The sequence below is a fragment of the Rhodococcus sp. PSi06 genome, from assembly GCF_054960675.1.
The window spans coordinates 20,672-44,742 of sequence record NZ_JBHNYO010000021.1; the positions used below are offsets into that span (position 1 = coordinate 20,672).

The 24,071-nt window shown below is 62.1% G+C and carries 25 protein-coding genes and 1 riboswitch; of the genes, 13 read left to right on the forward strand and 12 right to left on the reverse strand.

The window, feature by feature from the left end; all coding sequences use genetic code 11:
• Both ACFI9K_RS23040 and ACFI9K_RS23045 read left to right on the forward strand, forming a co-directional pair.
• Positions 1–1,164, forward strand: coding sequence for an acyl-CoA dehydrogenase family protein (locus ACFI9K_RS23040; RefSeq protein WP_032393088.1), 1,164 nt, complete (start codon positions 1–3; stop codon positions 1,162–1,164).
• Positions 1,161–1,994 carry an HpcH/HpaI aldolase/citrate lyase family protein gene (locus ACFI9K_RS23045; RefSeq protein ID WP_462665660.1) on the forward strand — a complete coding sequence of 278 codons (834 nt, stop codon included), beginning with the start codon at positions 1,161–1,163 and terminating at the stop codon, positions 1,992–1,994. The genes ACFI9K_RS23040 and ACFI9K_RS23045 overlap by 4 nt, the downstream gene beginning before the upstream one ends.
• A 107-nt stretch (positions 1,995–2,101) precedes the next feature.
• Here the strand turns inward: ACFI9K_RS23045 and ACFI9K_RS23050 are convergent, their stop codons facing one another.
• Together ACFI9K_RS23050 and ACFI9K_RS23055 are read right to left on the reverse strand one after the other, a co-directional pair.
• Complete coding sequence (locus tag ACFI9K_RS23050) at positions 2,102–3,289, reverse strand: Fic family protein (protein WP_462665661.1); 1,188 nt, start codon at positions 3,287–3,289, stop codon at positions 2,102–2,104.
• Between the two features lie 250 nt (positions 3,290–3,539).
• Positions 3,540–4,193, reverse strand: a complete 654-nt coding sequence (locus tag ACFI9K_RS23055; RefSeq protein WP_462665662.1) for a hypothetical protein — start codon at positions 4,191–4,193, stop codon at positions 3,540–3,542.
• 189 nt (positions 4,194–4,382) lie between these two features.
• Positions 4,383–4,502: riboswitch (SAM riboswitch) on the forward strand.
• Between the two features lie 28 nt (positions 4,503–4,530).
• On the opposite strand from ACFI9K_RS23055, the gene ACFI9K_RS23060 reads away from it, so the two are divergent.
• Positions 4,531–4,959, forward strand: a complete 429-nt coding sequence (locus ACFI9K_RS23060) for a mandelate racemase/muconate lactonizing protein (RefSeq protein WP_462665663.1) — start codon at positions 4,531–4,533, stop codon at positions 4,957–4,959.
• Between the two features lie 77 nt (positions 4,960–5,036).
• On the opposite strand, the gene ACFI9K_RS23065 is transcribed toward ACFI9K_RS23060, so the two are convergent.
• From ACFI9K_RS23065 to ACFI9K_RS23075, 3 genes are read right to left on the reverse strand one after another with little or no spacing between them, the layout of a single operon-like run.
• Positions 5,037–5,414: a DUF6941 family protein gene (locus ACFI9K_RS23065; RefSeq protein ID WP_462665664.1), complete on the reverse strand. Its 378-nt coding sequence runs from the start codon at positions 5,412–5,414 to the stop codon at positions 5,037–5,039.
• Positions 5,415–5,471: 57 nt separating this feature from the next.
• On the reverse strand, positions 5,472–6,782 hold the full coding sequence (gene codB / locus ACFI9K_RS23070; RefSeq protein WP_462665665.1) for a cytosine permease: 1,311 nt from the start codon (positions 6,780–6,782) through the stop codon (positions 5,472–5,474).
• Positions 6,779–7,243 carry a nucleoside deaminase gene (locus ACFI9K_RS23075; RefSeq protein WP_462665666.1) on the reverse strand — a complete coding sequence of 155 codons (465 nt, stop codon included), beginning with the start codon at positions 7,241–7,243 and terminating at the stop codon, positions 6,779–6,781. The genes codB and ACFI9K_RS23075 overlap by 4 nt, the downstream gene beginning before the upstream one ends.
• A gap of 94 nt (positions 7,244–7,337) precedes the next feature.
• On the opposite strand from ACFI9K_RS23075, the gene ACFI9K_RS23080 reads away from it, so the two are divergent.
• On the forward strand, positions 7,338–7,739 hold the full coding sequence (locus tag ACFI9K_RS23080; RefSeq protein WP_462665667.1) for a PPOX class F420-dependent oxidoreductase: 402 nt from the start codon (positions 7,338–7,340) through the stop codon (positions 7,737–7,739).
• A gap of 94 nt (positions 7,740–7,833) precedes the next feature.
• Here the strand turns inward: ACFI9K_RS23080 and ACFI9K_RS23085 are convergent, their stop codons facing one another.
• Together ACFI9K_RS23085 and ACFI9K_RS23090 are read right to left on the reverse strand one after the other, a co-directional pair.
• Positions 7,834–9,057 (reverse strand): type II toxin-antitoxin system HipA family toxin, encoded by a 1,224-nt coding sequence (locus ACFI9K_RS23085; RefSeq protein WP_462665668.1) that lies wholly within the window; start codon positions 9,055–9,057, stop codon positions 7,834–7,836.
• Positions 9,054–9,314, reverse strand: a complete 261-nt coding sequence (locus ACFI9K_RS23090) for a helix-turn-helix domain-containing protein (protein WP_462665669.1) — start codon at positions 9,312–9,314, stop codon at positions 9,054–9,056. The genes ACFI9K_RS23085 and ACFI9K_RS23090 overlap by 4 nt, the downstream gene beginning before the upstream one ends.
• Before the next feature lie 307 nt (positions 9,315–9,621).
• Between ACFI9K_RS23090 and ACFI9K_RS23095 the strand changes: the two genes are divergently transcribed.
• Entirely contained in the window at positions 9,622–9,909 is a 288-nt protein-coding gene (locus ACFI9K_RS23095; protein WP_462665670.1) for a hypothetical protein, read from the forward strand.
• Between the two features lie 66 nt (positions 9,910–9,975).
• On the opposite strand, the gene ACFI9K_RS23100 is transcribed toward ACFI9K_RS23095, so the two are convergent.
• Complete coding sequence (locus ACFI9K_RS23100; RefSeq protein ID WP_462665671.1) at positions 9,976–10,992, reverse strand: hypothetical protein; 1,017 nt, start codon at positions 10,990–10,992, stop codon at positions 9,976–9,978.
• A 101-nt stretch (positions 10,993–11,093) separates the two neighbouring features.
• On the reverse strand, positions 11,094–11,741 hold the full coding sequence (gene aztA, locus ACFI9K_RS23105) for a zinc ABC transporter ATP-binding protein AztA (RefSeq protein WP_462665672.1): 648 nt from the start codon (positions 11,739–11,741) through the stop codon (positions 11,094–11,096).
• A gap of 21 nt (positions 11,742–11,762) precedes the next feature.
• On the opposite strand from aztA, the gene aztB reads away from it, so the two are divergent.
• The 4 genes from aztB (at position 11,763) to aztD (ending at position 16,085) form a co-directional block, all read left to right on the forward strand.
• On the forward strand, positions 11,763–12,596 hold the full coding sequence (gene aztB / locus ACFI9K_RS23110) for a zinc ABC transporter permease AztB (RefSeq protein ID WP_462665673.1): 834 nt from the start codon (positions 11,763–11,765) through the stop codon (positions 12,594–12,596).
• A gap of 53 nt (positions 12,597–12,649) precedes the next feature.
• Positions 12,650–13,873: a YncE family protein gene (locus ACFI9K_RS23115; RefSeq protein ID WP_462665674.1), complete on the forward strand. Its 1,224-nt coding sequence runs from the start codon at positions 12,650–12,652 to the stop codon at positions 13,871–13,873.
• 32 nt (positions 13,874–13,905) lie between these two features.
• Positions 13,906–14,766: a zinc ABC transporter substrate-binding protein AztC gene (gene aztC, locus ACFI9K_RS23120; protein ID WP_462665736.1), complete on the forward strand. Its 861-nt coding sequence runs from the start codon at positions 13,906–13,908 to the stop codon at positions 14,764–14,766.
• 83 nt (positions 14,767–14,849) lie between these two features.
• Positions 14,850–16,085: a zinc metallochaperone AztD gene (aztD, locus tag ACFI9K_RS23125; RefSeq protein ID WP_462665675.1), complete on the forward strand. Its 1,236-nt coding sequence runs from the start codon at positions 14,850–14,852 to the stop codon at positions 16,083–16,085.
• Between the two features lie 65 nt (positions 16,086–16,150).
• Here aztD and ACFI9K_RS23130 read toward each other — a convergent pair whose 3' ends face one another.
• The 3 genes from ACFI9K_RS23130 to ACFI9K_RS23140 form a co-directional block, all read right to left on the reverse strand.
• On the reverse strand, positions 16,151–17,776 hold the full coding sequence (locus tag ACFI9K_RS23130; protein WP_462665676.1) for a long-chain fatty acid--CoA ligase: 1,626 nt from the start codon (positions 17,774–17,776) through the stop codon (positions 16,151–16,153).
• 67 nt (positions 17,777–17,843) lie between these two features.
• Positions 17,844–18,923: an alpha/beta hydrolase gene (locus tag ACFI9K_RS23135; RefSeq protein WP_462665677.1), complete on the reverse strand. Its 1,080-nt coding sequence runs from the start codon at positions 18,921–18,923 to the stop codon at positions 17,844–17,846.
• Between the two features lie 468 nt (positions 18,924–19,391).
• Complete coding sequence (locus ACFI9K_RS23140; protein ID WP_462665678.1) at positions 19,392–20,186, reverse strand: IclR family transcriptional regulator; 795 nt, start codon at positions 20,184–20,186, stop codon at positions 19,392–19,394.
• A 147-nt stretch (positions 20,187–20,333) separates the two neighbouring features.
• On the opposite strand from ACFI9K_RS23140, the gene ACFI9K_RS23145 reads away from it, so the two are divergent.
• From ACFI9K_RS23145 to ACFI9K_RS23160, 4 genes are read left to right on the forward strand one after another with little or no spacing between them, the layout of a single operon-like run.
• On the forward strand, positions 20,334–20,885 hold the full coding sequence (locus ACFI9K_RS23145) for a hypothetical protein (protein ID WP_462665679.1): 552 nt from the start codon (positions 20,334–20,336) through the stop codon (positions 20,883–20,885).
• Positions 20,875–22,443: an FGGY-family carbohydrate kinase gene (locus tag ACFI9K_RS23150; RefSeq protein WP_462665680.1), complete on the forward strand. Its 1,569-nt coding sequence runs from the start codon at positions 20,875–20,877 to the stop codon at positions 22,441–22,443. Before ACFI9K_RS23145 ends, ACFI9K_RS23150 begins: the two co-directional genes overlap by 11 nt.
• Positions 22,440–23,357: a phosphotriesterase family protein gene (locus ACFI9K_RS23155; RefSeq protein ID WP_462665681.1), complete on the forward strand. Its 918-nt coding sequence runs from the start codon at positions 22,440–22,442 to the stop codon at positions 23,355–23,357. The genes ACFI9K_RS23150 and ACFI9K_RS23155 overlap by 4 nt, the downstream gene beginning before the upstream one ends.
• A 2-nt stretch (positions 23,358–23,359) precedes the next feature.
• Positions 23,360–24,034, forward strand: coding sequence for an HAD family hydrolase (locus ACFI9K_RS23160; protein WP_462665682.1), 675 nt, complete (start codon positions 23,360–23,362; stop codon positions 24,032–24,034).
• Positions 24,035–24,071 lie beyond the last annotated feature (37 nt).

Consider the following 24,071-nt stretch of genomic DNA (forward strand, 5'->3'; position numbering starts at 1 on the left):
ATGGACTTCACGTACGACGAGCAGCAGACGGCCTTCCGTAAAGCATTGCGCACCTTCGTCGACAAGGAAATTATCCCGGTCGCGAACGAGTGGGAAAAGACGGGGCGGTACCCCACCGAGATTGTCGAGCACATGAAGGCCATGGGTCTGTTCGGCATCACGACGCCGGAGGAGTACGGCGGCCTGGACCTCGACAAGGTCTCGTTCACCCTGGTGTACGAAGAGCTGGCCCGTGGCTGGATGGGTGTCGCCGGAATCCTCGGCAGTCACAACCTCTCGTGCTGGATGATCGGCAAACACGGCACCGAGGAGCAGAAGAAGACGCTGCTCCCCAAGCTCGCGTCCGGTGAATGGCGAACAGGCGTCGGCCTGACCGAGCCCGGTGCCGGAACCGACCTGCAGGGCATCAAGACCACCGCCAAGCGGGACGGCGACCACTACGTCGTCAACGGTGCGAAGACGTGGATCACCAACGCACGGCACGCGAATGTGCTTCCGGTACTGGTCAAGACCGACACCACCACGACCCCCGCCCACAAGGGAATGTCGCTGCTGCTGATCGACACCACGACCGACGGTTTCGAGGTGCAGCGCGACATGGGCAAGCTCGGCTACAAGGGCACCGAATCGTGTGAAATCACGTTCACCGATGTGCGCGTTCCCGTCGACGCAGTGCTCGGTGGGGTGGAGGGTCGTGGTCTGCAGCAGGCGCTGTCCGGTTTGGAGATCGGTCGTCTCAACATTGCCGGCCGTAGTGTCGGCATCGCGCAGGCCGCCTACGACGCGGCGCTCGAATACGCCAAGCAGCGCACCGCATTCGGTCAGCCCATCGCCGAGTTCCAGGCCATTCAGCTCAAGATCGCCGACATCGCGACCCAGCTGCAGGCTGCACGTCTGATGACGTACTGGGCTGCATCGCAGGCAGATTCAGGTAAGCGCGTGGACATGGAAGCCGGGATGGCGAAGTACTTCGCCTCCGAGGCCGCGATCACCGCCAGCCTCGAAGCCATGCGTATTCACGGTGGCTACGGATACTCCACCGAGTTCGTCGTCGAGCGCCTCTACCGCGACGCCCCGTTGATGGCCATCGGTGAGGGCACCAACGACATCATGCGCACCGTTATCGCCAAGTCCCTCGTAGCGGGAACGGGTGTCATCGGATGAGGTCGGCTCTGACGTACCTCTACGTTCCGGGGGACGTGCCGGAGCGTTTTGACAAAGCTTTGGCGTCGGGCACGGACGCGGTGGTGTTGGATCTCGAGGACGCCGTCACCGCAGCGAACAAGGATCACGCCCGCGCGACGGTAGCCGCGTGGGTTGCTGCCTGCGAACCCGGTGAGGTGCAGATCTGGGTGCGAGTGAATCCGGGACCGTTGCAGGAGGACGATATTCGTGCGGTGCTGCACCCGAACCTGACGGGTATCTGGCTGCCGAAGGTCTCCTCTGCTCGCGAGATCGAACAGGCCGACGCCCTACTGAGTGGCAGTGACGCGGTGGTCTCGCCCCTCATCGAGACGGCCGCGGGAGTGTTCGCGGCCCTCGAGATCGCCCGTGCGCCTCGGGTCAAATTTCTTCAAATCGGTGAGGTGGATCTCGCTGCCGATCTGGGCGTCGACGGTTCCGCGGAGTCGCTGTCCTTCGTGCGAGCTCAGGTGGTCGCAGCCAGCGTGGCGGCAGGAATCGATCCGCCGCCGGCCGCGGTGTCGCGAAACTTTCGCGACGCCGATGCGTTCGAGGCCGATACTCGCAGTCTGGCCGGTCTCGGATTCGTCGGTCGTGCGTGTATTCATCCGGCTCAACTCGCCCCTGTGCGAACGGTGTTCGTGCCGTCGGAGGACGAGGTACGAGAAGCCGAGGAACTGTTGGCCGACTTGGCACGTGCCACCTCGGGTGTGGCGGTCGACAGCAAGGGGTTCCTGATCGACGAGGCTGTAGCCCGAACCGCTCGACGAGTGGTGGAGCGTGGTGCTGCGCGGGAGACGATCAGCAGCTGATGTCAGCCGAAGGCGATGCGAATCCTGACGTAGCCCTACAGGCGGTCTGGATGAAGTTGCGCGCCTAACCGCCGAACCATTGTTCTGACCTCCGCCAGCGCTCGATTTCAAGGACTGAGCGTCCGTTTGCCGATCGCGGCGCTCAGTGCGTCGAGCTCGGCCAGGACGTCGGTCGCCGCCCATATCTGGTTTCGCTTGCTCGTGGAAATCAACTCCAAGATGCCTGCCTCGGTCAGTCGACCAAGTGCGCGATACGCGCTGACATCGGTTGTTCCGGTGATCTCTGTCGCCATGTCTGCGTTGAGGATCGGCACCTCCAGCAGTCGGGCAAGCAGAGCTTCGTCAGCAGAATTGGCGCGAGGTTTTGCTACGTGTTTCCACGCACCCGGCAGCTCCGACAGAGCGTGCGCCGACTCCGCTGACGCTTCGCTTGCGTGCACAGCGGCCGACGCCAGATAGTGGACGAACTTGTCCGCCTGTCCACTGCGGTACCCCGTCAAGAAGGAGAAGTACCGAGTCGTGTCGGCGAGCATCGCCGAGGCCAACGGAACGGTGATTCGACGAGTCAGGCCGCGCCGGCGGAATACCGCGCTGATCAATGCACGTCCGATTCGGCCGTTGCCGTCGGTGAACGGGTGGATGGACTCGAACTGTGCGTGAGCGATCGCGGCCTGAGCGATGATCGGCATGTCCGTGCGGTTCGCGAACACCAGCAAGTCGTCCATCAGTTCGGGGACGAGATCCGGCGGCGGTGGAACGTACAGCGCATTTATGGGTGTGTAGTCGCTGCCACCGATCCAATTCTGCACATCACGCAGTGCGCCACTGTCTTTCGCAGTGTAGAAATCGGGAGCCATGAGAAGTCGGTGTGCGTCGAGGAAGGTGTCGAGCGACATCGGTCCACGGCCCGCAGCGTCGACCATCGTGCTCAGCGCGTGTATTGCAGCGAGTTGAGATTTGGCATCGGCGCTCGCCTTGCCCCCGGCCAGTGCGCGACCGAACGCATGCCAACCGGCGTCGACACTCTCGATTTTGGATGATGCCACGGATTCGCTTCGGAGCAGGAAATCTGCGAGCGGCGCGAGATGCTCGCCGAATCCCGCTTCGAGACGAGCCACCGCGATGATCGCAGCTTCCTGCGCCTGAGCGGTCTCGTTGGACGGCGAAAAGACAAGGTCTTTGATCTCAGGAGGGATCGACACCTCGATTCGATCGAGCGTGCGGTCTGCCTTCGAGCCTTGACGATGCCGAGGCTGCCAATCCTTGGTTGTTCGGGCGTGTGGCGGCCACGACATATCAACGCCTCCCTTGCAAAAATACAGCAACGACCATCTTAATGTACTTTGATGCACTTAAGTGTAGTTAAGTGCAGCGTTGTTTACGCGGGAAGCGGTGCGCTGCGGAGTCCGCATTCTGGTCGCCCTGTGTGAGCCGCATGCGATACGAAGCGCGACGCTCGCTGTGGCCCAATCGGCGCTGAGGGTGTGTTCGCCATTCACACCGAGGGTGGTGGGATGGTCGCGCGCGTGACGAATTCTCGAGTTTCTACGCTGTCGTGCGCAACGCCCACGCTCGCGCGAGTGCAAAGGTTGCCGCGAGTATGCACAGCACCGCCACGATCACGGCGACAAAGGTGGATGCCGTCGTGGAAAATCCGAGAATCCAGGCAATCCCCATGCCGGCGAGGGTGGCGAGGACACCGCCAATCGGAAGAAAGGCAGCCACAACCTTGGTCGTCCGAGATGGCAACGGATCGTGAGTTGCTCTGAGCAGCAATCGAACCGAGGCGACTCCGAGTACATAAGCGAAAACTGCGGTGCTTGCATAGATCGGGAGCAAGTAGTCGGGCGATACGCCCGAACTCGAACCGGAGAAGCTCGTGCCGACCAGAATCAGTACGGGCGTCATCCCCAGCGTCAATCCGACCAGACCGGCAACGACGACGAGCCCCACGCGCCGAGAAGGTTCGACGATGAATCGGTAGCCACACAGGTGCAGCGCCAGCCCTGCGAACATGCCGATCAAGGCGCCGGTCGACGCGGCGACGACGGGTCGTACCCACGGCCCCAACGTGGTGTCGGGTCCATAGAACGATTCGCCGGAGACGTACGCCGAGTACCCCAAAGTTCCCGTCACTGCGTGACCCAGCACCGCGATCACAATGCCGAGCAAAGCAAAACAACTTCCCTGTTTGATCACGCGTCAATGATGACGGATGTCCGATGTACGTCGAGAACCTCGGCCGGAGTGTTGCCCGGTCATCACAGGGTTTCATTCGGTCCCCACCGCGGCACCGCACCGATCGGCAAACAAGAGGCGCGTTCGTCGAAGTGCCCCGCTGACCCACAGGATTGTCGTAGGTGTACCCCTCGGCTATTGTCGAGGAAGGTTCAAGAGCGACAGCCGTAGGTACCTGGCCGGCTGTCCGGCAACCCCGTCTCCATCGACAGGGGTGCCCCAGGGGAAGAACCGGCGCATCCCGCAACCGCGGGTGCGCAAGTCGATGGAGGTTCGCACCTCCAGGACGAGGTGAACAATGTCTGCAGATGACGGACTCGAAATAGCACAAGCCAAATGGGAACCCATTCCGCCGGAGCGTCGTCGGGCCTGGTGCCAGACGCTGCTGAGCTATCCGCCGATATGGTTCGGGGTGTTCCCGATGCTGGAGACCCAGAGGCTGGTGCTCGCGGGTGGTTACGCGAACAGTGAGGCGTGGATCGACGTCGCGAAACGTGCTGAGGCAGTGGGCTTCACGCCGCGGACGTGGCTGATCTTTCGGCAGAGCCTCGAGCCGGCCTATTTGAAAGAACGGTTTCCCGCGCATCCCGAGAACATGCCCAAGCGGAGGGGAAACGGTGGTGTGGAGACCGTAGTGGTGGAACCCGAGGATTTCTCCGAGTGGCCATGGCTGTTCGAGGCGGGATATCGGGCGGGAGAGGCGACCCTGCACGCGTTGTCCCGCTGAGTGGGTCGGCTGCAGTGAGGCGTCTTGTCCCGGCTGCGGGCGCTCTAATAACTGACCGAAAGCCCCTTACCGCTCGATTAACCGAACGCGATACGAAGCCCGACGCTTGCTGTGGCTCCACCGGCGCTGAGGATGAAGTTGTGCCGTCCTTCGTCGCGGAACACCATCTGCATCGGCAGGAACCAGAACCGATTCTCGCCGGTGAAGCCGGTGCCGGGGATCTGAAGGCCTCGCTGATTGACGATGTGTTCGCCCTTCGCGTCGAGCACCTCGAGCGTTGCAGGGAAGTCCTTACCGATGTCGTCGGGCCCGGTCTGTAGCAACGCGACCAGCCGGCATTCGAGCATGCGGGTATCGCGCGGCACGGTGCAGGTATCCCATACACCGCCGAGGATGTCGAGCATGTCCTCGCTGACTCGTGCGTACTCCGCGAAGAACAATCCCGTGATGATCATCGGCGTCGGCTACCTCTCTTCGATGGACACTGGCTTCGCGGTGGAGTGTCGACAACCCTAAGCGGCCAGGGATCCGTGCGCTGACGCCGCGCCACGTCGATGCAGAACCATCGTGAGTGCAATAGCTACCACGATGCCGATCAACGGCGGGATTCCGATGTCAAGTTCTCCGGACAACCACGCGAGGGAGGCCGCGAAAGCGTAGACCGCGAGATGCCGCCAGTGAACGAGCGGGGGAGTGTGCCCCTCGGGAATGCCCTGCCGCCAGCGGCACAGGAAGTCTCCGATGAGAACCCCGCCCAGCGGAGGAATGAAGGTGCCGAGCAAGCTCAGGTAGTCGACCAGATGGTTGTGCACACCGACGAGCGCGAGCACGGTCCCGATGACGCAGCCGCCGATGATGAACGGTGCCTTCCGGGGATGCCGGAACATTTCCGCGCCGGCAACACCGAAGGCATATGCGGTGTCGGCGTTGCTCTTCCACAGGTTACCGAACAGCAAAATCAGGCCCCAGCCTACGAGCCCCAGGTTGTACAGAACCAGAACGAAATCGCCCTCACCGAAGGTTATTGCTCCGATCGCTCCGAACAGAATCATCATTCCGTTGCCGAGAAGGAACCCGATGATGCACGCCCACGCCGCTTGCGACCCGGATCGTGCGAACCGAGTCCAGTTGGGTGCCTGGGTCCCCGCGGAGACGAAAGTGCCGACAACCGTCGTGATGGCGAGCGTGACCGTCATCGTCGTTGTGGGTGTAATCGACGTCAGTCCGGCGAACCCGCCGACCTCGTCGAGGGATCGGGCGAGCACCCAACACGCCAGCGCGATGATCAACGGCGTCGACAGAACCGAGACCCAGTACATCCCGCGGTATCCGTAGCACGCGGTGACGCACATGAGGATGCTCGCAACGATCATGACGGCCGCCCGCGCGGCATACGACTCCCAGTCCAATGCCTGCGAGGTGAGCTCACCGATGGTGCCGATGATGACGCCATACCAACCGACTTGCGTACCACCGAGGAGCAGCGACGCGAGCTTGGATCCGCGGGTGCCGAAGCTGTAACGCGCCATGAGCACGGTCGTCAAACCCGTACGCGCACCGGCAAATCCCATCATGGCCACGTACGCGCCCAAAATCGCCGAGCCGGCCGCGATCACCAGGAGCAGCGTCCAAAAGCTGAACGCCGTGCCGAGTGCAGCGCCTGCCAGCATTGTCGGCGTAAAGATCGTGAAGCCCAGCAGCACGATGGCCAACGAGAAGAACGGCTTGCGGGCACTGCGGGGTACCGGCGTGACGGGGTAGTCCAGGTCGACCGGTTCGTCGGCCTTCTGTGCGGTGGACTCATGATCGGCTCGGTTGCTCATGCCTCCTCGCCGATGTCTTCGAGCCACAGGCCTGGTCGCTCTTCCAACATGCGTTCCATGAGCTGCAGACAGGCGGGGTCGTCGACGACATCGAGCTGTACCCCATGCTCCCGCAACAGACTTTCCGACATCTCGAAGGAGCGGTTCTCGCCGATGACGATGCGCGGAATTTCGTACAGCAATGCGGTTCCCGCACACATGAAACACGGAGACAGGGTGGTGTAGAGGACGGACTTGCGGTACACCGAAGCCGGCAGCCGCCCCGCTCGCTCGATGCAGTCGGTCTCGCCATGACGAATTGCGCTGTCCATCTGCACGCGGCGGTTCCGCCCCACCGCAAGAACATGGCCGTCGTGCACGAGTGCCGCGCCGATGGGAACGCCGCCCTCCTCCCAGCCGATCTGTGCCTGTTCGATTGCAAGTCCGAGGAAGTACTCATCGGTGTGCGCGGAATCGGTCACGGGATCCTCCTGGCGTTCGCGAACTGTCAATGTGATCCGTGTCAGTCGACCAGGCATCGAACGGATTGCCAAGCGGGTGAGTAGCGTGGTGACCATGACTTCCTCGGACAAACCGATCCATTCGTTGGGCGACGAGGCTTTCGTCTCGCTCACCACGTTTCGTAAGTCCGGTGAACCTGTGTCCACGGCCGTGTGGATTGCCCGAGACGGAGACGACCTGGTCGTCATCACCCCCGCCGAGAGTGGCAAGGTCAAACGCATCAAGAATTCGGGACGCGTCGAGCTACGGCCGTGCAGCAGGGGAGGAAAGGTGCCCGACGGCGCAGTAGCTGTGGCGGGAGAGGCACGAATTGTCACCGGCTCGGCTGCAGATCGCGCGACCTTGATACTGAAGAAGAAGTACGGGTTCCAGTATCGACTGGTGATGTTGATCGAACGAGTCGTCGCCCGTCGTCACAAGCCTCGCGTCATTCTCGCAATTACCGCTGCCGAGTAGCCTAATCTGTTGGTGCACAAGGCATATCGGGCACGTCGGTCACCTCCCGGCTGAGTCGATTGGTGTGGATGACGAACGGAAGTGGTGCTCGGGGTCAGGACAGCTCGGTGCAGCGTTCATCGAGCAGTCGTTTCAACTGCCGTGTTTGCCGTTCATCGAAACCGATCACGTCGACTGCATCTATTCCGTGTCGAACGCCAGCGCAGACGTCGTCGAGGATTCGCCCGGTCGCTCGCTCGGGCATTCCCAGGCGGCCGGCGGACTCGACGAGATGCGCACGCGTCCAACGGTTCGCCCGGCCGTAGAGGTTCAACGCCATTGGATCGTTCCAGGACGCGTAGGGCTGTGTGCACAGAAGGTCGTAGGCCGGCGTCACCGACCAGATTCCCCGAGGGTTCTGGTGTATCGAATAGTTCTTGCCGTGTAAATCGCCGTTTCCGATCGCGTACGAGTACGCCGTCACGCGAAGAAGTTCCGCGGTGGCCTGGCGCGCAGAGCCGCCCCCGCGCTCGACAGCGCCGGCGAGTAGCGGAATCACCGCTTCGGTCTTCATTCGGTACTTGGACGCGGGATAGAGCCCGGAGACCTGGCACGCGTCCTCTTGCAGTAGTCGTTGTTCACCGACCCGGTCGAATCGCGCCACGAGCAGGCCGCTCACGCCCCTGTCGTCCTCGATGATCCGGTGATCGGGCACCGAAAGCCCGCATCTACCGGCCAGGCTCATGAAGAAGCTCTCATTCTCGACCAAATGCGGGAGACGCGTCGGCGGAGCGAGTTTCAAAATGGCAGGACCAGCGGTCGTCGATACAGGCGTCGAGTACATCTGCGCGGACACTTTGCCTTGGACGCCCGGCAGTGCGGATGGATCCTGGCTCACCGACTCACTTGTGGAGAGGGAATCGAAGAGACGACGAAGATCTGGAACAGCGCGGCGCGAATCGAATACAGTGCCCGTCACTGGGATCTCTTGACCACGTGGAAGCACTACAACATCGCCGATGGTGTCCGATCCGACCGCCAGCAGCAGTGTGAAGTGATCGTCCTCGGATGTTTTAGTGGCTGTCAGCACTCCGGTGAGACGAACGCCCTCGGGTAGCAATCCTGCGAAAAAGGGAGGGATGCTTCCGCCCGACGCCCGAGTCTCGAACGACGACTTCGGGATCGACCACGCGAGATCCGGGGCAGAGGCGTTGTCGAGGTAGTCGCCGTCGTACCGAAACACAACGTCGTTCCCCTCACGCGTCAGGGAACCAGCGAGGAGATCGCCCTTGTAGACGTCGGCTGCATCGACATCCCGCAGCTCGAACGCTGGGATCACGTCGGGTCCAACGGCGGCACAGGCGATCCGGCACGCGTGAGCAACGTGATCTCGCACCCCAGTGCATCGGCGACAGCGACCGCGCCGTCGAGCTGCACCGTGTCTTTTCCGCTTTCGAGCGCCTGGACTGTCGAGCGCCCCACGCCGGCAAGTAACGCTAACTCGGCTTGCGTCATGCGCAACTGATGCCGCCGTGCAACGAAGGTGCTGGCCAGCTCACCTGAATGCTTCCGAGTTCGTCGTCGAGGTTGGGCCATGAGGTACTCCTTGCGCTTGCGTAGACATGCATATCGGAGCATACGTCGTGAAGCGGCTGAAAAGATAGGTCCTATGCCTTCTATCTAAGGCATAAGCGCTCTTTTATCGGATCGGACAACGCTAATTCGCCTTATGCATGCCTGAACATGCTTGATTGCCGTAACTGCGTGACGGCTGACCTTGCCCATTCGTAGCGGTAACGCGACTCACGGCCCGTGCGACGTCACAGATGAAGGGATCGAGTCGGTGGCCGAATTGCGGCCAGCGACGTTCGTGCTCACCGTGCCGCCGACGAAAGGCCCTCGAATGAACAGCACCAGCCGACGCATTGCCGTGTTGACCGGAATCCTCGCGCTTCCGATTGCAGCCGGAGCCACGATGGGAGTTGCGACCGCCAGTGCCGACGAGTGGCATTACGGTCCCGTGTACCGAGCTGAGCAATCCGGTGAAGGTGGGCAGTACTTCTGCAATAAGGCGTTGTCGCTCGAAAGGGCCTCGCAGTCGTACATCGTGGTGCCGTGCACCAACGTCGAGAACACCGATACCTGGTACCGAATAGTGGTGAACCCCTACAACTGGGGTTGGAGTGGGTAGTCGGGCCCGCCGTAGATCCGCTGTAATTCGCTCGCTCGCTGACGGTGATGGTGCCGCGGCGGCACATTACCCGCCGGTGCGTGTACCTGCGATCGTCCATGCAACTTCGCCGGGGCAGTCGCCGGTGTAGGTCTTCCTGATTTCACCCGAAAGGCTTTGTGCTGGAGCAGTACCTGTGTCCGAGCTCGTCAGCGAGGTGCGGATGGTTGTCTGTTGCTGGCCGGAGCCGTCCTCGCAGGCGGCCGTCGCATAGGTCGCGTCGGACGTCCATGCTCCGTTCGACCACTCCAGCATTGGCAGAACATCCGTGGTCGAGTCGATTACCGATACGCAGCGGTCGCCGGCGCGAGTGCAGAAGCTCTGGTAGTTGCCCGTCGCCTGAACCGGCGCGTTGGACAGCCCATCCGTTGCCGAGAGCGGACTCAGGTCGAAATCGTAGGTTCCCGACAATGCGGCACCCGCCGAGTTCACAAGTGCAGGAACCGCTTCGGGCGGCGGGATGTTCAGCGCCGGTTCTAGTGGCCCGGTGCGTGTGAACGTGTACGTGGTGTCGTACTGCTTCGCGCACGGAGGGCCGGCGTGTGTCGTCGCGGTCCCCGAGATCAACGAGCCGTCCTCGACTCCTACCGGTTGCTCGAATGTCGCCACTTGCCACGACGGTGCCGCCAGTGGTGCGCCGTCCTGAGTTGCACACGTCAGCCCAGACGATGCGACGTTCAGAGCCCACTTCCCGTCGACGTAGTCCAGTGCGACCGGCTGGGCAGGAGGCACTGGAACGATCTTGGGATAGGTGACCAAAGCCGATGCCACACACGCGCCGGTGGCTTCTGGGCAATACGACTTCACCGCAAAGGTCGTCGTTCGGTACTCGGGTGCCATGGGAGTCAGGTCTTCCCGAACCTCTTGCACTTGCTCGAGCTCGTACGTTCCCTCGAACACTGACCCCGGGTTCGGGACCGACGCAGAGCCTTGGGTCGTCGAATCGGGTGGTGGAGAGCTCTCCGACTCGCTACTCGCACAACCGGCGGCGAGCACGAGAACGGCCGCCGTGACGACGGTACGAAACCCTGGTCGCATGTTCATGGCAGCGAGTCCTCACCGATGGCTCCCCGCGCCGGTGCGGAGAATGGAAGCCACTATCGCACAGCTGACCAGGCCTCGAGTGTGGTTCGGTCGATACGCCCCTACCGAGTGATCGACAAAATCTCACCGCGTCCGAGGGTGATCGTCGTATCGGCCCGATCCGCACTCTCGGCGTCGTGTGTCGCGACCACCACAACTGCGCCGCGACCGACTTCGTCGTCGATCACACCGTCGATGATCTGCTTCACCTCGGCATCGAGGCCGGTGGTGGGCTCGTCGAGCAGCACCAAGTCACCGCGCTCGACGAGGGCCTGAGCGAGTAGAGCGCGTTGACGTTGCCCACCGGAGAGCGCCGACAGTCGTCGTGAACGCAATTCGGTCAGTCCCAGTCGTTCGAGCGCACGCTCTACAGCTCGGCGATCATCAGCGGACGCACGCCCGAGCAGACCGCGCCGAGGCCAGGTGCCCATGGCGACGACCTCGCCGACGCTGAGAGCCATCCGATCGTCGACCTCGCTTCGCTGGGGTACGTACGTGACGCGTCGACTCCCGGTATGCACCGAACCTTTCGATGGCTTGACGATCCCGGCAAGAACCTGCAGCAGCGTCGACTTCCCGGAGCCGTTGTGCCCGACAAGAGTTGTCAGGGAACCGGATTCGAACCGTGCGCTCACGTCGTGCAGGGCAGTGGTGTTTCGGTACCGAACGGAGAGGGACTGTACGACCACTGATTCGCTCACGACAATCATTATCGCATAGGGTTCGATCTCGTGGACTGGCTACTGGATCCCTTCGCTGTCTCGTTCGTGCAGCGCGCCCTCGTTGCGGGCATGCTCGTATCGATTCTGTGCGCCCTCGTCGGAACATGGGTTGTGTTGCGCGGCATGGCGTTTCTCAGCGAAGCAGTGTCGCACGGCATGCTCCCCGGCGTCGCCGTCGCGTATCTTCTCAGCGCCAATCTCCTGGTTGGTGCAGCCATCAGCGCGGTCGCGATGATCGGGGGAGTGGCCTGGGTGACGCGTCATTCCCGACTATCGGAGGACACCGGGATCGGTTTGCTGTTCGTGGGAATGTTGGCCCTCGGGGTAGTGATCGTCTCTCGGGCGCGATCCTTCGCCACCGATCTGACGTCGTTCCTGTTCGGCGATGTGCTGTCGGCTACCTACGGAGACCTCGTTTTCTTGGTCGTGGCATCGGCAGTTGCACTGGCGGTGTCGGTGATTGCGTATCGGCCGTTCGTTGCTCTTGTGTTCGACGAACGCAAAGCCCACACGTTCGGGTTCCGGCCTCGCCTCGCGCACATCGTATTGCTGGCCTTGGTGGTGTTGGCCGTCGTCGCCTCCTTCCGCATCGTGGGAACGTTGCTGGTATTCGGCCTGCTGGTTGCCCCGTCGGCCACGGCATATCTGCTCGGCCGATCCATCCCCGTGTCGATGATCATCGCGACTCTGTTCGGCTGGTCGGCCACGGTATTCGGACTGCTCGTGTCCTGGAACGCCGATACTGCCGCCGGTGCCACCATTGCCGGCCTTGCGGTGCTGCAGTTCTTCGTCGTGGCCGCGGCTCGATCGGCTCGGGAGTCGATTCGGACGAACACCCGATAATGGTCTAACGTAAACGACAATCGTTATCAATAGATTGTCTGGAGCGTATGCACGTGCGAAGAACTGTTTTGATGCTCGGAGTCGTCGGACTGGTCGTCACCGGATGCGGGAGTACCGAGACCGACGAGGACGCGCCGATCGAATCGACCGGTTCCGCCCAGCCGGGCAGCGACCTCGCGGCCGAGGCCGGGTCCGTCGAGGTGAAGGGTCCCCAGCCGAGACTCGTTGTTGCCGATGCCGATTCCGGAAAAATTGACGTTCTGGACCTCGCCACCGAAGCGACCGTGCATTCGTTCGACGTCGAAAATGCCTCGCGTTTGACGACGATCAACGGCCGTTACATCGTCGCTACCGACGACGATCGCGCGCGCTTCATCGACCCGGGCTCGTGGACCATCGAGCACGGCGACCACTCGCACTCGTACACCAAGGATCCCGTCGATCTCGGTGCACTCGAGGGGGAACACCCCGCCCACGTCGTCGCAGGAGACCGAAAGGTTGCCGTCTTCTTCGACGGCGCCGGCAAGGCGGATGTCGTAGATTTCGATTCTCTCAGCGCTGGTGATGCGGCCCTCGCCGCAACGGCCGAAACCAATCCCCACCACGGCATCGCAGTCCCCTTGTCCGATCACGTCGTGGTCTCGTCCGGCGGCACCGAGGATGATCTTCCTACCGGCCTCGAGCTACGTGGCTCCGCGGGCAATCCTGGTCGTGCGCTGGACGCTTCGTGTCCCGAGATGCATGGCGAAGCGGTGTTCTCGAACTACTTCGTGGTGGCCTGCGCCGACGGCGTGGTCAAGGTGGACGCGACGAACGACGAGTTCTCCACCACGAAGTTCCCGTACCCGAACCCGGGCAATCGCGCCTTCACCTTCGCCGAAGGAACGCGCGGCTCGTTGGTCGCGGCTCCGACCGAGACCGGCGTGCTGGTGCTCGACACCAGAACCGGCGAGTGGGTTCAGGCGCGCACCGAGGGTGAGGCACACTCCACCGGGGTGTCGAGCGACGGCAAGACCATTCTGTCGCTTCAGGCCGATGGCACCTTTCGGGTGTTCGACGCCATCACCGGGGCGGAACTCTCGTCGACGCCGCTGCTGTCGGCACCCTATGACGAGGCCGACCCGAAGCCATCGCTTCACGTGGCGGGCACCCGCGCCTACGTCGCAGACCCGGCGGGCAACGCCGTGATCGAAATCGACTACCGAGACAACGGCCGCGTGGCGCGCACCTTCGACTTCGACTTCACTCCTGCCTCGATCGGCGTGGTTGGATCGTGAAAAAGGTTCTACTGCTTGTGCTTCCCGCGCTTATGATGCTGGCCGCGTGTAGCGATTCCGACACCTCGGGAGCGCCGACGATCGTGGTGACGACCAACATTCTGGGCGATATCACGTCGAACATCGTCGGAGATCAGGCCGAGGTGATGGTGCTGATGCCGCCGAACTCCGATCCGCATTCGTTCGAGATCTCGGCTTCGGACGCCGCTCGCGTTTCGCGGGCCGATCTTCTGATAGCCAATGGGCTTGGGCTCGAAGAAGGAATCGTGTCGACGATCGATGCGGCCCGCGCGGAGGGTATCCCCATTGTCGAGGCCGGCGCCGCCGCCGACCCGATTCCGTATGTGAGCGGGCAATCGTCCGGGGCGCAGGACCCGCACATCTGGACCGACCCGGAACGGATGCGCGACGTGGTCGCCCTGATCCGGGACGCGATCACGACCAACGTCGACGACGCGGATGTCGATTCTGCTGCTGCAGAGTACGACTCGCGACTGGTCGAGCTCGACGCCAGAATGACCGAGCAGTTCGGTGCGATCGCTCCCGACAAACGTAAGCTCGTAACCAATCATCACGTCTTCGGTTACCTGGCGGACCGCTACGACTTCGAGGTGGTGGGGGCCGTGATTCCCAGCGGAACCACTCTCGCGTCACCCAGTGCCTCCGACCTGTCGGAGCTCGCCGACACCGTGCGGACTGCAGGCGTCAGAACGATCTTCGTCGATACCTCGCAACCGGATCGACTCGCGCACGTGATGGCATCCGAGGCGGGGGTGCAGATCGACGTTGTCTCGCTGTTCACCGAATCGCTCGGAGACGAGAAGTCCGAGGCCCCGACATATCTCGACATGATGGATTTCAATACTGCCGCCATCGCGTCCGGCCTGTCCTAGCGGCGAAAGTTACTGCGGCGCATGCATTCGTACGCATTCAACTCTTTGACAATCGTTTGCAATAACCTGTACTTCTTTGGGTCATGAAGAACTTTCCAACTCAACGAACTGTCGGCGCGGTCATCGCGCTGGGCACCTCGGTCGCCCTCCTTGCGGCCTGCTCGTCGGATTCGAGCACGGAAGCAGAGTCCACCACTACCGCTGAAACCACTGCAGCGCAGAGCGCCTCGGAAGCGACGCCGCGTATTGCCACCAGCTATGACGGCGGCGTACTGATTCTCGACGCCAAGACGCTCGACACCGTCGAGGACATCAGCGGTATCGAGGGATTCACCCGCCTCAACCCGGCGGGCGACGGACGCCATGTGTTCGTCAGCGGCTCGGGCGCATTCACAGCGCTCGATGCCGGCACCTGGACCGACGGCTCGGAGCACTACACCTCGACCCCCGCCTTGACCGACATCGCGTTCGATGCCACGACTCCGGGACACGTCGTTCGTCATGACGGTAAGACCGTTCTGTTCGACGACGGTACCGGCAAGGTCGAGGTGTTCGATTCCGCTGCACTGCTCACGGGCAGCAAGCCCGAGACCGAGTCCTACACGACGCCCGAGGCGCATCACGGAGTGGCCGTGGAGCTTTCGGACGGGTCGCTGCTGACGACAGTGGGCAACGAGGACGAACGAACCGGCATTGTTGTGCTCGATGCCGACCGCAAAGAGATCGCTCGCAACGAAGAGTGCCCCGGCGTGCACGGTGAAGCGGTGGCCGGCGGCGAGACCGTCGTCGTCGGCTGCCAGGACGGATTGTTGATCTACCGCAACGGCGCTATCACCAAGGTGCAGAGCCCGGATGCGTATGGCCGCATCGGCAATCAGGCCGGTGATGAGGCGTCACCCATCATCCTCGGCGACTACAAGGTCGATCCCGATGCGGAACTCGAGCGTCCCACCCGCGTGTCGCTGACGAACACGGTCACCGGCGAGTTGTCTCTCGTCGACCTCGGCACCAGTTACACCTTCCGCTCGCTCGGGCGTGGCCCGGCCGGCGAAGCCGTCGTTCTCGGTACCGATGGTGCGCTGCACGTCATCGACGTGAACACCAAGACCGTCACGCAGACCATTCCAGTCGTCGACGCGTGGGAGGAGCCCACCGAATGGCAGGAGCCGCGGCCGGCTCTGTTCGTCCAGGACGGTACCGCCTACGTATCCGATCCTGCAGACAACGCAGTCCATGCCGTGGACCTCGAAGCCGGAACTGTCACGGCAACAGCTGAACTCGCGCACACGCCCAACGAACTGACCGGTGTCACCGGGTAATCCTGGACACAGAACAAGCCCGGTCGCTGCTGACACAATGCAGCGACCGGGTTTGTCGTGTTTCGCTACACCAGTTCTATGACGTTCAACGCCCCGTCTGCGTGCGAGCTGCGCAGTCGCTTCTTGTCGTATTTGCCGACGCTGGTTTTCGGGACCTCGTCGATGAAGGTCCAGCGTTCGGGCAACTGCCAATGCGCGACGCGACTGTCGAGGAAATCTTTGAGTTCCTCGGCCGTCACCGATGCTCCCTCGCGGACAACGACCGCCACCAGAGGCCGTTCGTCCCACTTGGCGTCCGGCACACCGATGACCGCGGCCTCACGGACGGCGGGATGCCCCATCACCTGGTTCTCGAGTTCCACCGACGAGATCCACTCTCCACCGGATTTGATGATGTCCTTGGAGCGATCGGTGAGTCGTAAGTATCCGCTCTCGGAGATGGTGCCCACGTCACCGGTGCGCAGCCAGCCGTCGTCGAACTTGTCGTCTGCGTCTGCTCGGTAGTAGCTACCGGTGATCCACGGGCCACGCACCTCGAGTTCGCCGACGGCCTTTCCGTCCCACGGCAATACCGTTCCGGCGTCGTCGACGAGGCGCGCTCGCACTCCGGCCACGAATCGTCCCTGTGTGCAACGCAAGTCGAACTCGTCCTCGGGAGACAGTCCGGCATCGGGTCTACCGGAGGTTCCCAGTGGTGAGGTCTCGGTCATGCCCCACGCCTGGGAGATGTGGACGCCGTACTTGTCATGGAATGCCTTCATCAGACTCGGCGGGCACGCGGCACCGCCGACCACCACGTCACGCAGACTCGACAGATCGGCCGGATGCTCGTCCAGGTGAGCGAGCAGGGCCTGCCAGATGGTCGGAACGGCCGCTGCGGCAGTCGGCCGCAGCGTCGACATCATCTCCGCCAATGGGGCGGGCTGAAGGAATCTGTCGGGCATGATCAGCGATGCACCGACCATCAGCGCCGAATAAGGAAGTCCCCACGACATCGCGTGGAACATCGGCACGATCGCCAAGATCTTGTCGGACTGTGCGATTGCCATGGCGTCGGTCATGCAGCCCTGCATCGAATGCAGATAGATCGATCGATGCGAATACACCACGCCCTTGGGGTCGCCGGTGGTGCCCGAGGTGTAACACATTGCCGCAGCTGATCGTTCGTCGAGCTCTGGCCAGTCGAACTCCTCCGGCTGGCCGGCCAGCAGATCGTCGTAACTCAGGACTTGGATGCCGTCGGGCGCAGTAACCTGTGTCGGGTCGGCCCCTACGACGATGAGATGCCGCACGGTCTCGAACGTCGGCAGCAACGGCGTCAGCAGGGGGAGCAGGCTTGCGTCGGCAATGATCACCTGGTCTTCGGCGTGATTGACGATGTAGGTGAGCTGCTCGGGGAAGAGTCGAATGTTCAGCGTGTGCAGTACCGCGCCCATGGCGGGAATGGCCATGTAGGCCTCCATGTGCGGGGCGTTGTTCCACATGAACGTGCCGACGCGCTGATCGTCGTCGATGCCGATCGACCGCAGACCGTGCGCCAGTTGGGCTGCCCGCCTTCCCAACTCCCCGAACGTCACCGTGGTGGGGCCGCCATCGGTCCAGGTGGTGATCTCGGCCGAGGAGTGAATGGACGTCCCGAATCGGACCAGCTGGCCGATGGACAGTGGGGTGTCCTGCATGGTGCTCTTCATCGATCTCGCTCCTGAAGTCTCGGCGTCACATCGGTGTGCTGCGCGTCACACCATGCACGATACGGACTCACTCCGACGCGTGGTCGCGGGTACCTCGGATTCGGGCGTCGACGGTGCGAACAATGTCTTGGTAGACCTCGGATGCGGGATCGACGACGGCGAAATGGCCACCCGGTCCCTCGATGTAATCGACCGAATCCGGGCCGGCTGCTGCGGCGGCGTAGTACGCCCGACTGATCTCGAGCAGGTTGGGATCGTCCGACACAGCGCTCGCCACCAGCTGCGGGACACCGAGGGGAAGCCTCGAGATCGGTGACGACGACTCGTACGTGTCGTGCGCACCGGCAAATCGCGCTCCGATCGCGTTCGACACCGCGCCCTCGCCGAGCCAGCGCTCATCACCGACTTGTAGATCGAGTACACCGGCCAAACTGACTGCAAGGGCAGGTGTCACCGCTTGGTCGACGGAATCGGCCGCAACGCGCAGCGCGAGTTGACCGCCTGCTGAATGGCCGAACACAACCACGCGAGACAGATCCAGATCACCGGGTGCCGTGCCCAGTGCGGCGAGCGCGGCTGCGACATCGCCGGTCATCACATCCCATCCGTGTTCGTCGGGGCGACGGTATTCGACGTTCCAGGTGGCGTATCCGCGTTCGGTCAGATCGACGGCCATCGCGTCCATCAGGTCGAATTCCCACCGCGAGCGCCAGTACCCACCGTGAATGAGCACGGCAACGGGGAAGGGGCCGTCGCCATTCGGCACACGCAATTCGACGCGTTGCTCCGGGTGATCCCCGTAGTTCACGATCGTGCCGGGATGGATGCGGTGGAAATAGACGCTGTCGATTGCGAACCGCAATCCGTCCAAGCCTCGACCACGGATATGAGTGCGGATGCCTGGGGATCTGTCCGGTGCGCACTGTCCCAGGTCGACGCGAACGGCACTGCTGTACGACGACGTCTCGACGGGAATCCTGTCGCCGGGAACGACGATGACCTCATCGGATCCGGTTGCGGCGTCGACGATTCCGCCGGACAATCCGCGTGCGGCGAGGGCCCTGGCTGCCAGTTCCTGCGCGGTGGCGAGATCGGCGAACACTCCAGGCGCGGCGATGATGTCGATGTGGTGCGAGGTGTCGTTCATGGACTCACGCTACCCACACGGCGTAGACGGCTTCGTTCAGCTCACACGTCCGGGCAATGCACAGGTTGTTGCCCCGTGAACGCAAGTAACTTCGCTAACTCCGCGGATCGAGAGTTGCCCTGGGATCCCGGTCGGCTGCACCGATGGGTATTACGTCACGCCCTTCGCGGCTTCGTCGCGTCGCACATGCGTGCTGAGCGTGTCCCAACGCTTCCTCGGGTACCGAGAATCGAGTGCGACACCTACATCGAACAGTTGATGCAAAGCTTTTCGAGCTCGGGTCCCCGCTGCTTGGTATGCAGTATACGAAGGCGGGGATATCCGGACGATAGCCACCTTTGCCCTAAGCCCGCGTCGGCTGCCGGGAGAACCGCCACGACGATTGCGACGCTGCTAAGCGGGACGCTGTGCACAGTACGGTCGTACGAATGCTGTTCACCGCCGGTCGATCTGATGGCTGGGAGTGGATCATTCTCCGCCTATATACCCAAGGCGGCGTGAGATGGATAGGGCTCCCTGGACCAATGCCCTGGCCAGTTCGTTCTGGCGAGGTTGCGCAAAGTTCGCGATGAAGCCGCCGAAGCTGAGCGCGGCCACTGGGCGTCCCGATCGATCGAAGATGCACGCTCCGAGAGCTGCGACCCCGGGCGTGACATCTTCGAGGCTGACCGCGTAGCCGCGAGCTCGTGTGTCTGCCAGGACTCGGCGGAGTTGCTTTTCGGTGATTTCCTGCCCCGAGGGTGATGTAAGCGTTCCACTGGCCAGCACTCGTGGGAGGTAGGTGTCCTCGAGTTCCGCAAGCAAGGCCAACGGGGCGCCTCCGATGAACAGTGGAAGCGACCGCCCGACTGACAGCGACATGACACGGACTGGACGACTGCTCTCGATGAGATCGAGGCACACTGCCCTCGCGCCGTCGGGGACCACCAGGTACACGTTTTCGTCGTAGCGTGCGGCCAGATCCGACATGACATGACTCGCTTCGGTTCTCAGATCGAAGCTTCCGAGAACGCTGGATGCCAGCTCGAACACTCTCAGAGTCATTTTGTATCCGCCCGAAGGCGTCCGTTCGATCCACCCGACAAGCTCGAGCGTGTCGAGGATGCGGTACGTGGTGGTACGGGTGTACCCGCACCGTTTCATCAACTCCTGGATTGTCAGTTCGGGTGATTCCGGGTCGAACGATTCTAAAATCTTCGTGGCTTTGACCACGGATGCGATGTGATTTTTCGGGTCGATGTCGACCGTGTGCTCAGAAGCCATGACTTGCCCCCGTGTGTGACCGTTGACACTTTCTGGAACGTATGAGACCGTTCTCTCGGATTCCGGACACGCTATCCGGTATCCGGACAGAAAGCAAATCACTCCATCGAGTACTTGCCGAAGGCCACTCGGTGACAGAGGAGTCTCATGACCGCCGCAACCTCGCGCCATGCCGGAACATCCGAAGTCGGACCGGCCCACCGTGACGCTCATGAGGTCGACGGATGGCATGTCGACGTCGGTCAGTACTCCACATTCGATCACGTCGTTCAAGGCGTAGTCGTCAAGACCGTGTACGGGCCTGGGTTCGCGGAATTCGATTCGTTCGTATCCAGGTTCGCACCGTCCGGATACGGCCCGGAGCATGTGCGAGATCTTGTGGTGGCACACCGAGTGGGATTGTCTCCCATCATTTTTCGCGTCACGGGCAACGGGCATCCAGGAATGCTTGTCGGTGCCTCCTACAAGTCCACCATCGATGAGATCATCGGCTCCGTATGGGAGGGATCGTGCGGCGCGATCGCCGGAGCTGCCGCCGCTGCGGGCGTTGTTGCTCCGGTGTACGTCCACTGCGACCATCCGACGGCAGAATCGGCAGCAGCCGCACTTGCCGGGCTGCTTCGAAACCATCGGCAAGAGTTCGTCCACTCTGTTCACGGTGAGCTGGACAATGTTGCGGAGGTGCTCGATGCCCACTGAGACGCGTGCCCGCGCAGTCCTTATCGGTGTGGACAAAGGAACCAGTTCCATCAAGAGTATTGCGGTCGACGCCTTCACCGGTGAGCTACTCGCCGAAGCCGGCTGTCCGACGCCCTCGGTTCGAACCGGAAACGATCGGCACGAAGAAGAGTGCGATACGACGTGGAAGGCCACGGCAGCAACGATCGCCGAAGTGGTGTCGAAGCTTCCCGGTGACGCCGAGTTTCTGGCTGTCGGTGTGACGGGTCATATGGGTGGGCTCTGGGCCCTCGACGAGGTGGGTACGCCCGTCGCCAACGCGGTGTGCTGGCCGGATGCTCGCGCCGCGGACATCCTCGACGATGCAATAGAACGTGATGCTGACGGCAGGCTGTATTCGTTGGGTGGAAACGCCATGATCCCGGGTATGCCCTACCCATTGCTGGCATGGCTGAAAATGTACGAGACAGAGCAATACGATAGCACTGCAACAGTTTTCACTGCCAAGGACTACATCAATTACCGATTGACCGGGGTTGTTGCCACCGAGGAATCCGATCTTTCCTTCTGGCCGTGCGATCTCGCGGCCCGTACGACCTCCCGCGAGATCTTCGAGTTGTTCGGCATTCCAGAGGCGTTGTCCATGGTCCCGAAGGTTCTGAAGAGCAATGACATTCTCGGGTTCGTGACGGCCGAGGCGGCCCTGATCACCGGGTTGCCGGTCGGAACGACCGTGGCCGCTGGGTGCGGGGACGCAACGGCGAACATGTTGGGTGTCGGCGCTCAGGGAGACGGGCAGGCGACGACCACTCTGGGGACAAGCTTGATGAACGGCACATCGAGTTCCGAGCCGCTGTTCGATCCGCCGGGCGTCGGGTTCAGTTTCATGATGCCCGAAGACCGATGGCAGCGTCAGATCACCAATTCGGGAGGTGGAACCCTATGTCTGGATTGGGTTGTCAACACCTTCTGTTCAGATTTGGCACAGCGGATAGCCGACGGTGACACCACATTCGGGGCCGTGGTCGAAAGCGCTGCCGCCCGAACCGAACCGGGTAATCGCGGACTGATCTTCCACCCGTATCTCAACACCGCGGGCGCAACCGCACCCTTCGTCAACGTACAAGCGCGTGGCAGCTTCGTCGGCTTCGGCATCGAGACCACTCAGGACCAACTGATCCGTGCCGTCCTGGAGGGAACTGCCCTTGCGATTCGCGACTGCTACGAATCCATGCCGACGGAGATCACCGAAATCAGGCTCACCGGAGGCGGAGCACGGAGCAGGGCGTGGTGCCAGGTGATAGCCAATGTTCTGCAGAAGCAGATGGTTGTGCCCGATGTACCCGAATCCGGTGCTCTCGGAGCCGCGATGCTCGCAGGTGTATGCGTCGATCACTACCGGGATCTCACGCACGCTGCGTCCACACTCGTCCGCGACGGTGCCGTGTACGACCCCGATCCCGATACCGCAGACACCTATGACCAGATGTTTCGTACTTACAGGGCACTCCTGGTGCCACTCGCGCCGGTGTGGGCTCAGCAGTACGCCTTTTCGCATTCCCACGAGGAGAAACGATGATTGTCAGAACCGTTCTGGGAGATATAGATCCGAAGGATCTCGGCCATACCTTGTGCCATGAACACCTGTTTACCGCTCCACCCGAGTGGGCCACTCGTGAGGATACGGACATGACCCTCGACAGTGTGGACAACGCGGTGTCCGAATTGAACGACTTCGAGGAAATGGGTGGTGGCGCGCTGGTCGAGATGACGACTGCGGACTATGGCCGTGACCCCGGGAAACTTCATGCGGCTGCGAAACGCAGCAATGTGCACGTCATCTCGGCTTCGGGCTATCAGAAGGGCATCTACTACCCGGATTCAGTAAAGACGGACGGCGAAGACGAACTGGCGCAACGCTTCATCGACGACGTGTCCGTCGGAGTCGAAGGTACGACGCTACGTTCGGGGGTCATCAAGTACGGAACGTGCCGGACCGATCGAATTCTCGACGACGAGCAGAAGGTCCTGAAAGCGACTGCCCTGGCCCACCTGGCGACCGGAGCGCCCATCTCCACACATTGTCAGGCAGGCACCCTCGGCGACATGCAGATAGCAGGTCTCGAGCAGTCCGGCGTCGACCCGGGGCGAATATTGATCGGCCACGTCGATCGTAACCTCGACTTCGACTATATTCGTGCACTGGCCGACACCGGAGCGTGGCTCGGTTTCGACCATTGGACGAAACCGAAATATCCCTCGGACGACATTCGCATCTCGTTCGTCGAGAAGCTGTTCGACGAGGGATTCACGAAGATCATGGTGTCGGGTGACCTGGGCAGGCCCAGCTATCAGCCGAGTTACGGGGGTGCGCCTGGCTTTTCGGGCCTGCTGTCACAGGTTCGGTCCAGGATGAACGACGAGATGATTCACCAGATATTCGTGGTCAACCCCGCACAGTTCTTCGCCTTCGAGCCGGTGGGGAAACACTGAACATGGCAAATCCAATGGGTGCCGGCGGAATTCTCTTCGATTTCGACGGCACGCTGATCAACTCCGGTGCCGCCATCATTGCCGCATACAGGCAGACCTTCGAGGAGCAGCTCGGCGTGCCCCTACCGGCTGAACTCGAAGATCCGCACGTGTTGATGGCTCCTCGGCCGGTCGAGGTCTTCGCGGCCTGGTCCGACGGCGATCCCGTCGAACTCGTCGAGGCGTACGGCAAGCACTACCTGGCAGGTGCTTACGAACTGGTCACGCCCTACGACGGAATGCACGATCTTTTTGCTGAATTGAACTCGAGCGGAACGAAATTCGGTATAGTGACCAACAAGTCGCGACAGCGACTTCTGCTCGATCTCGACTGGGTCGGAATCGACTCTTCTCTGCTCAGCTGCATTGTCACAGCCGATGATTCGATTCAGCGGAAGCCCGATCCAACTCCAATCCTACTCGGAGTCGCACGTTCTGGTATCGACCCGACCGGATCCTGGTATGTGGGCGACGGTCCTCAAGATATTCTGGGCGGAAGGGCCGCCGGATTACATACTGCAGGCGCAAATTACGGCTACTACGGTGCTGATGCGCTCGCTCCGTACTTGCCTGATCTCTCGCTCGAGGCCCCCCTCGACGCCCTCCGCATTCCCTCGTCACCCTCCCTATCCATCTAGTCGGACACAACCAGACCGGTTGTGACAGAACGGAATC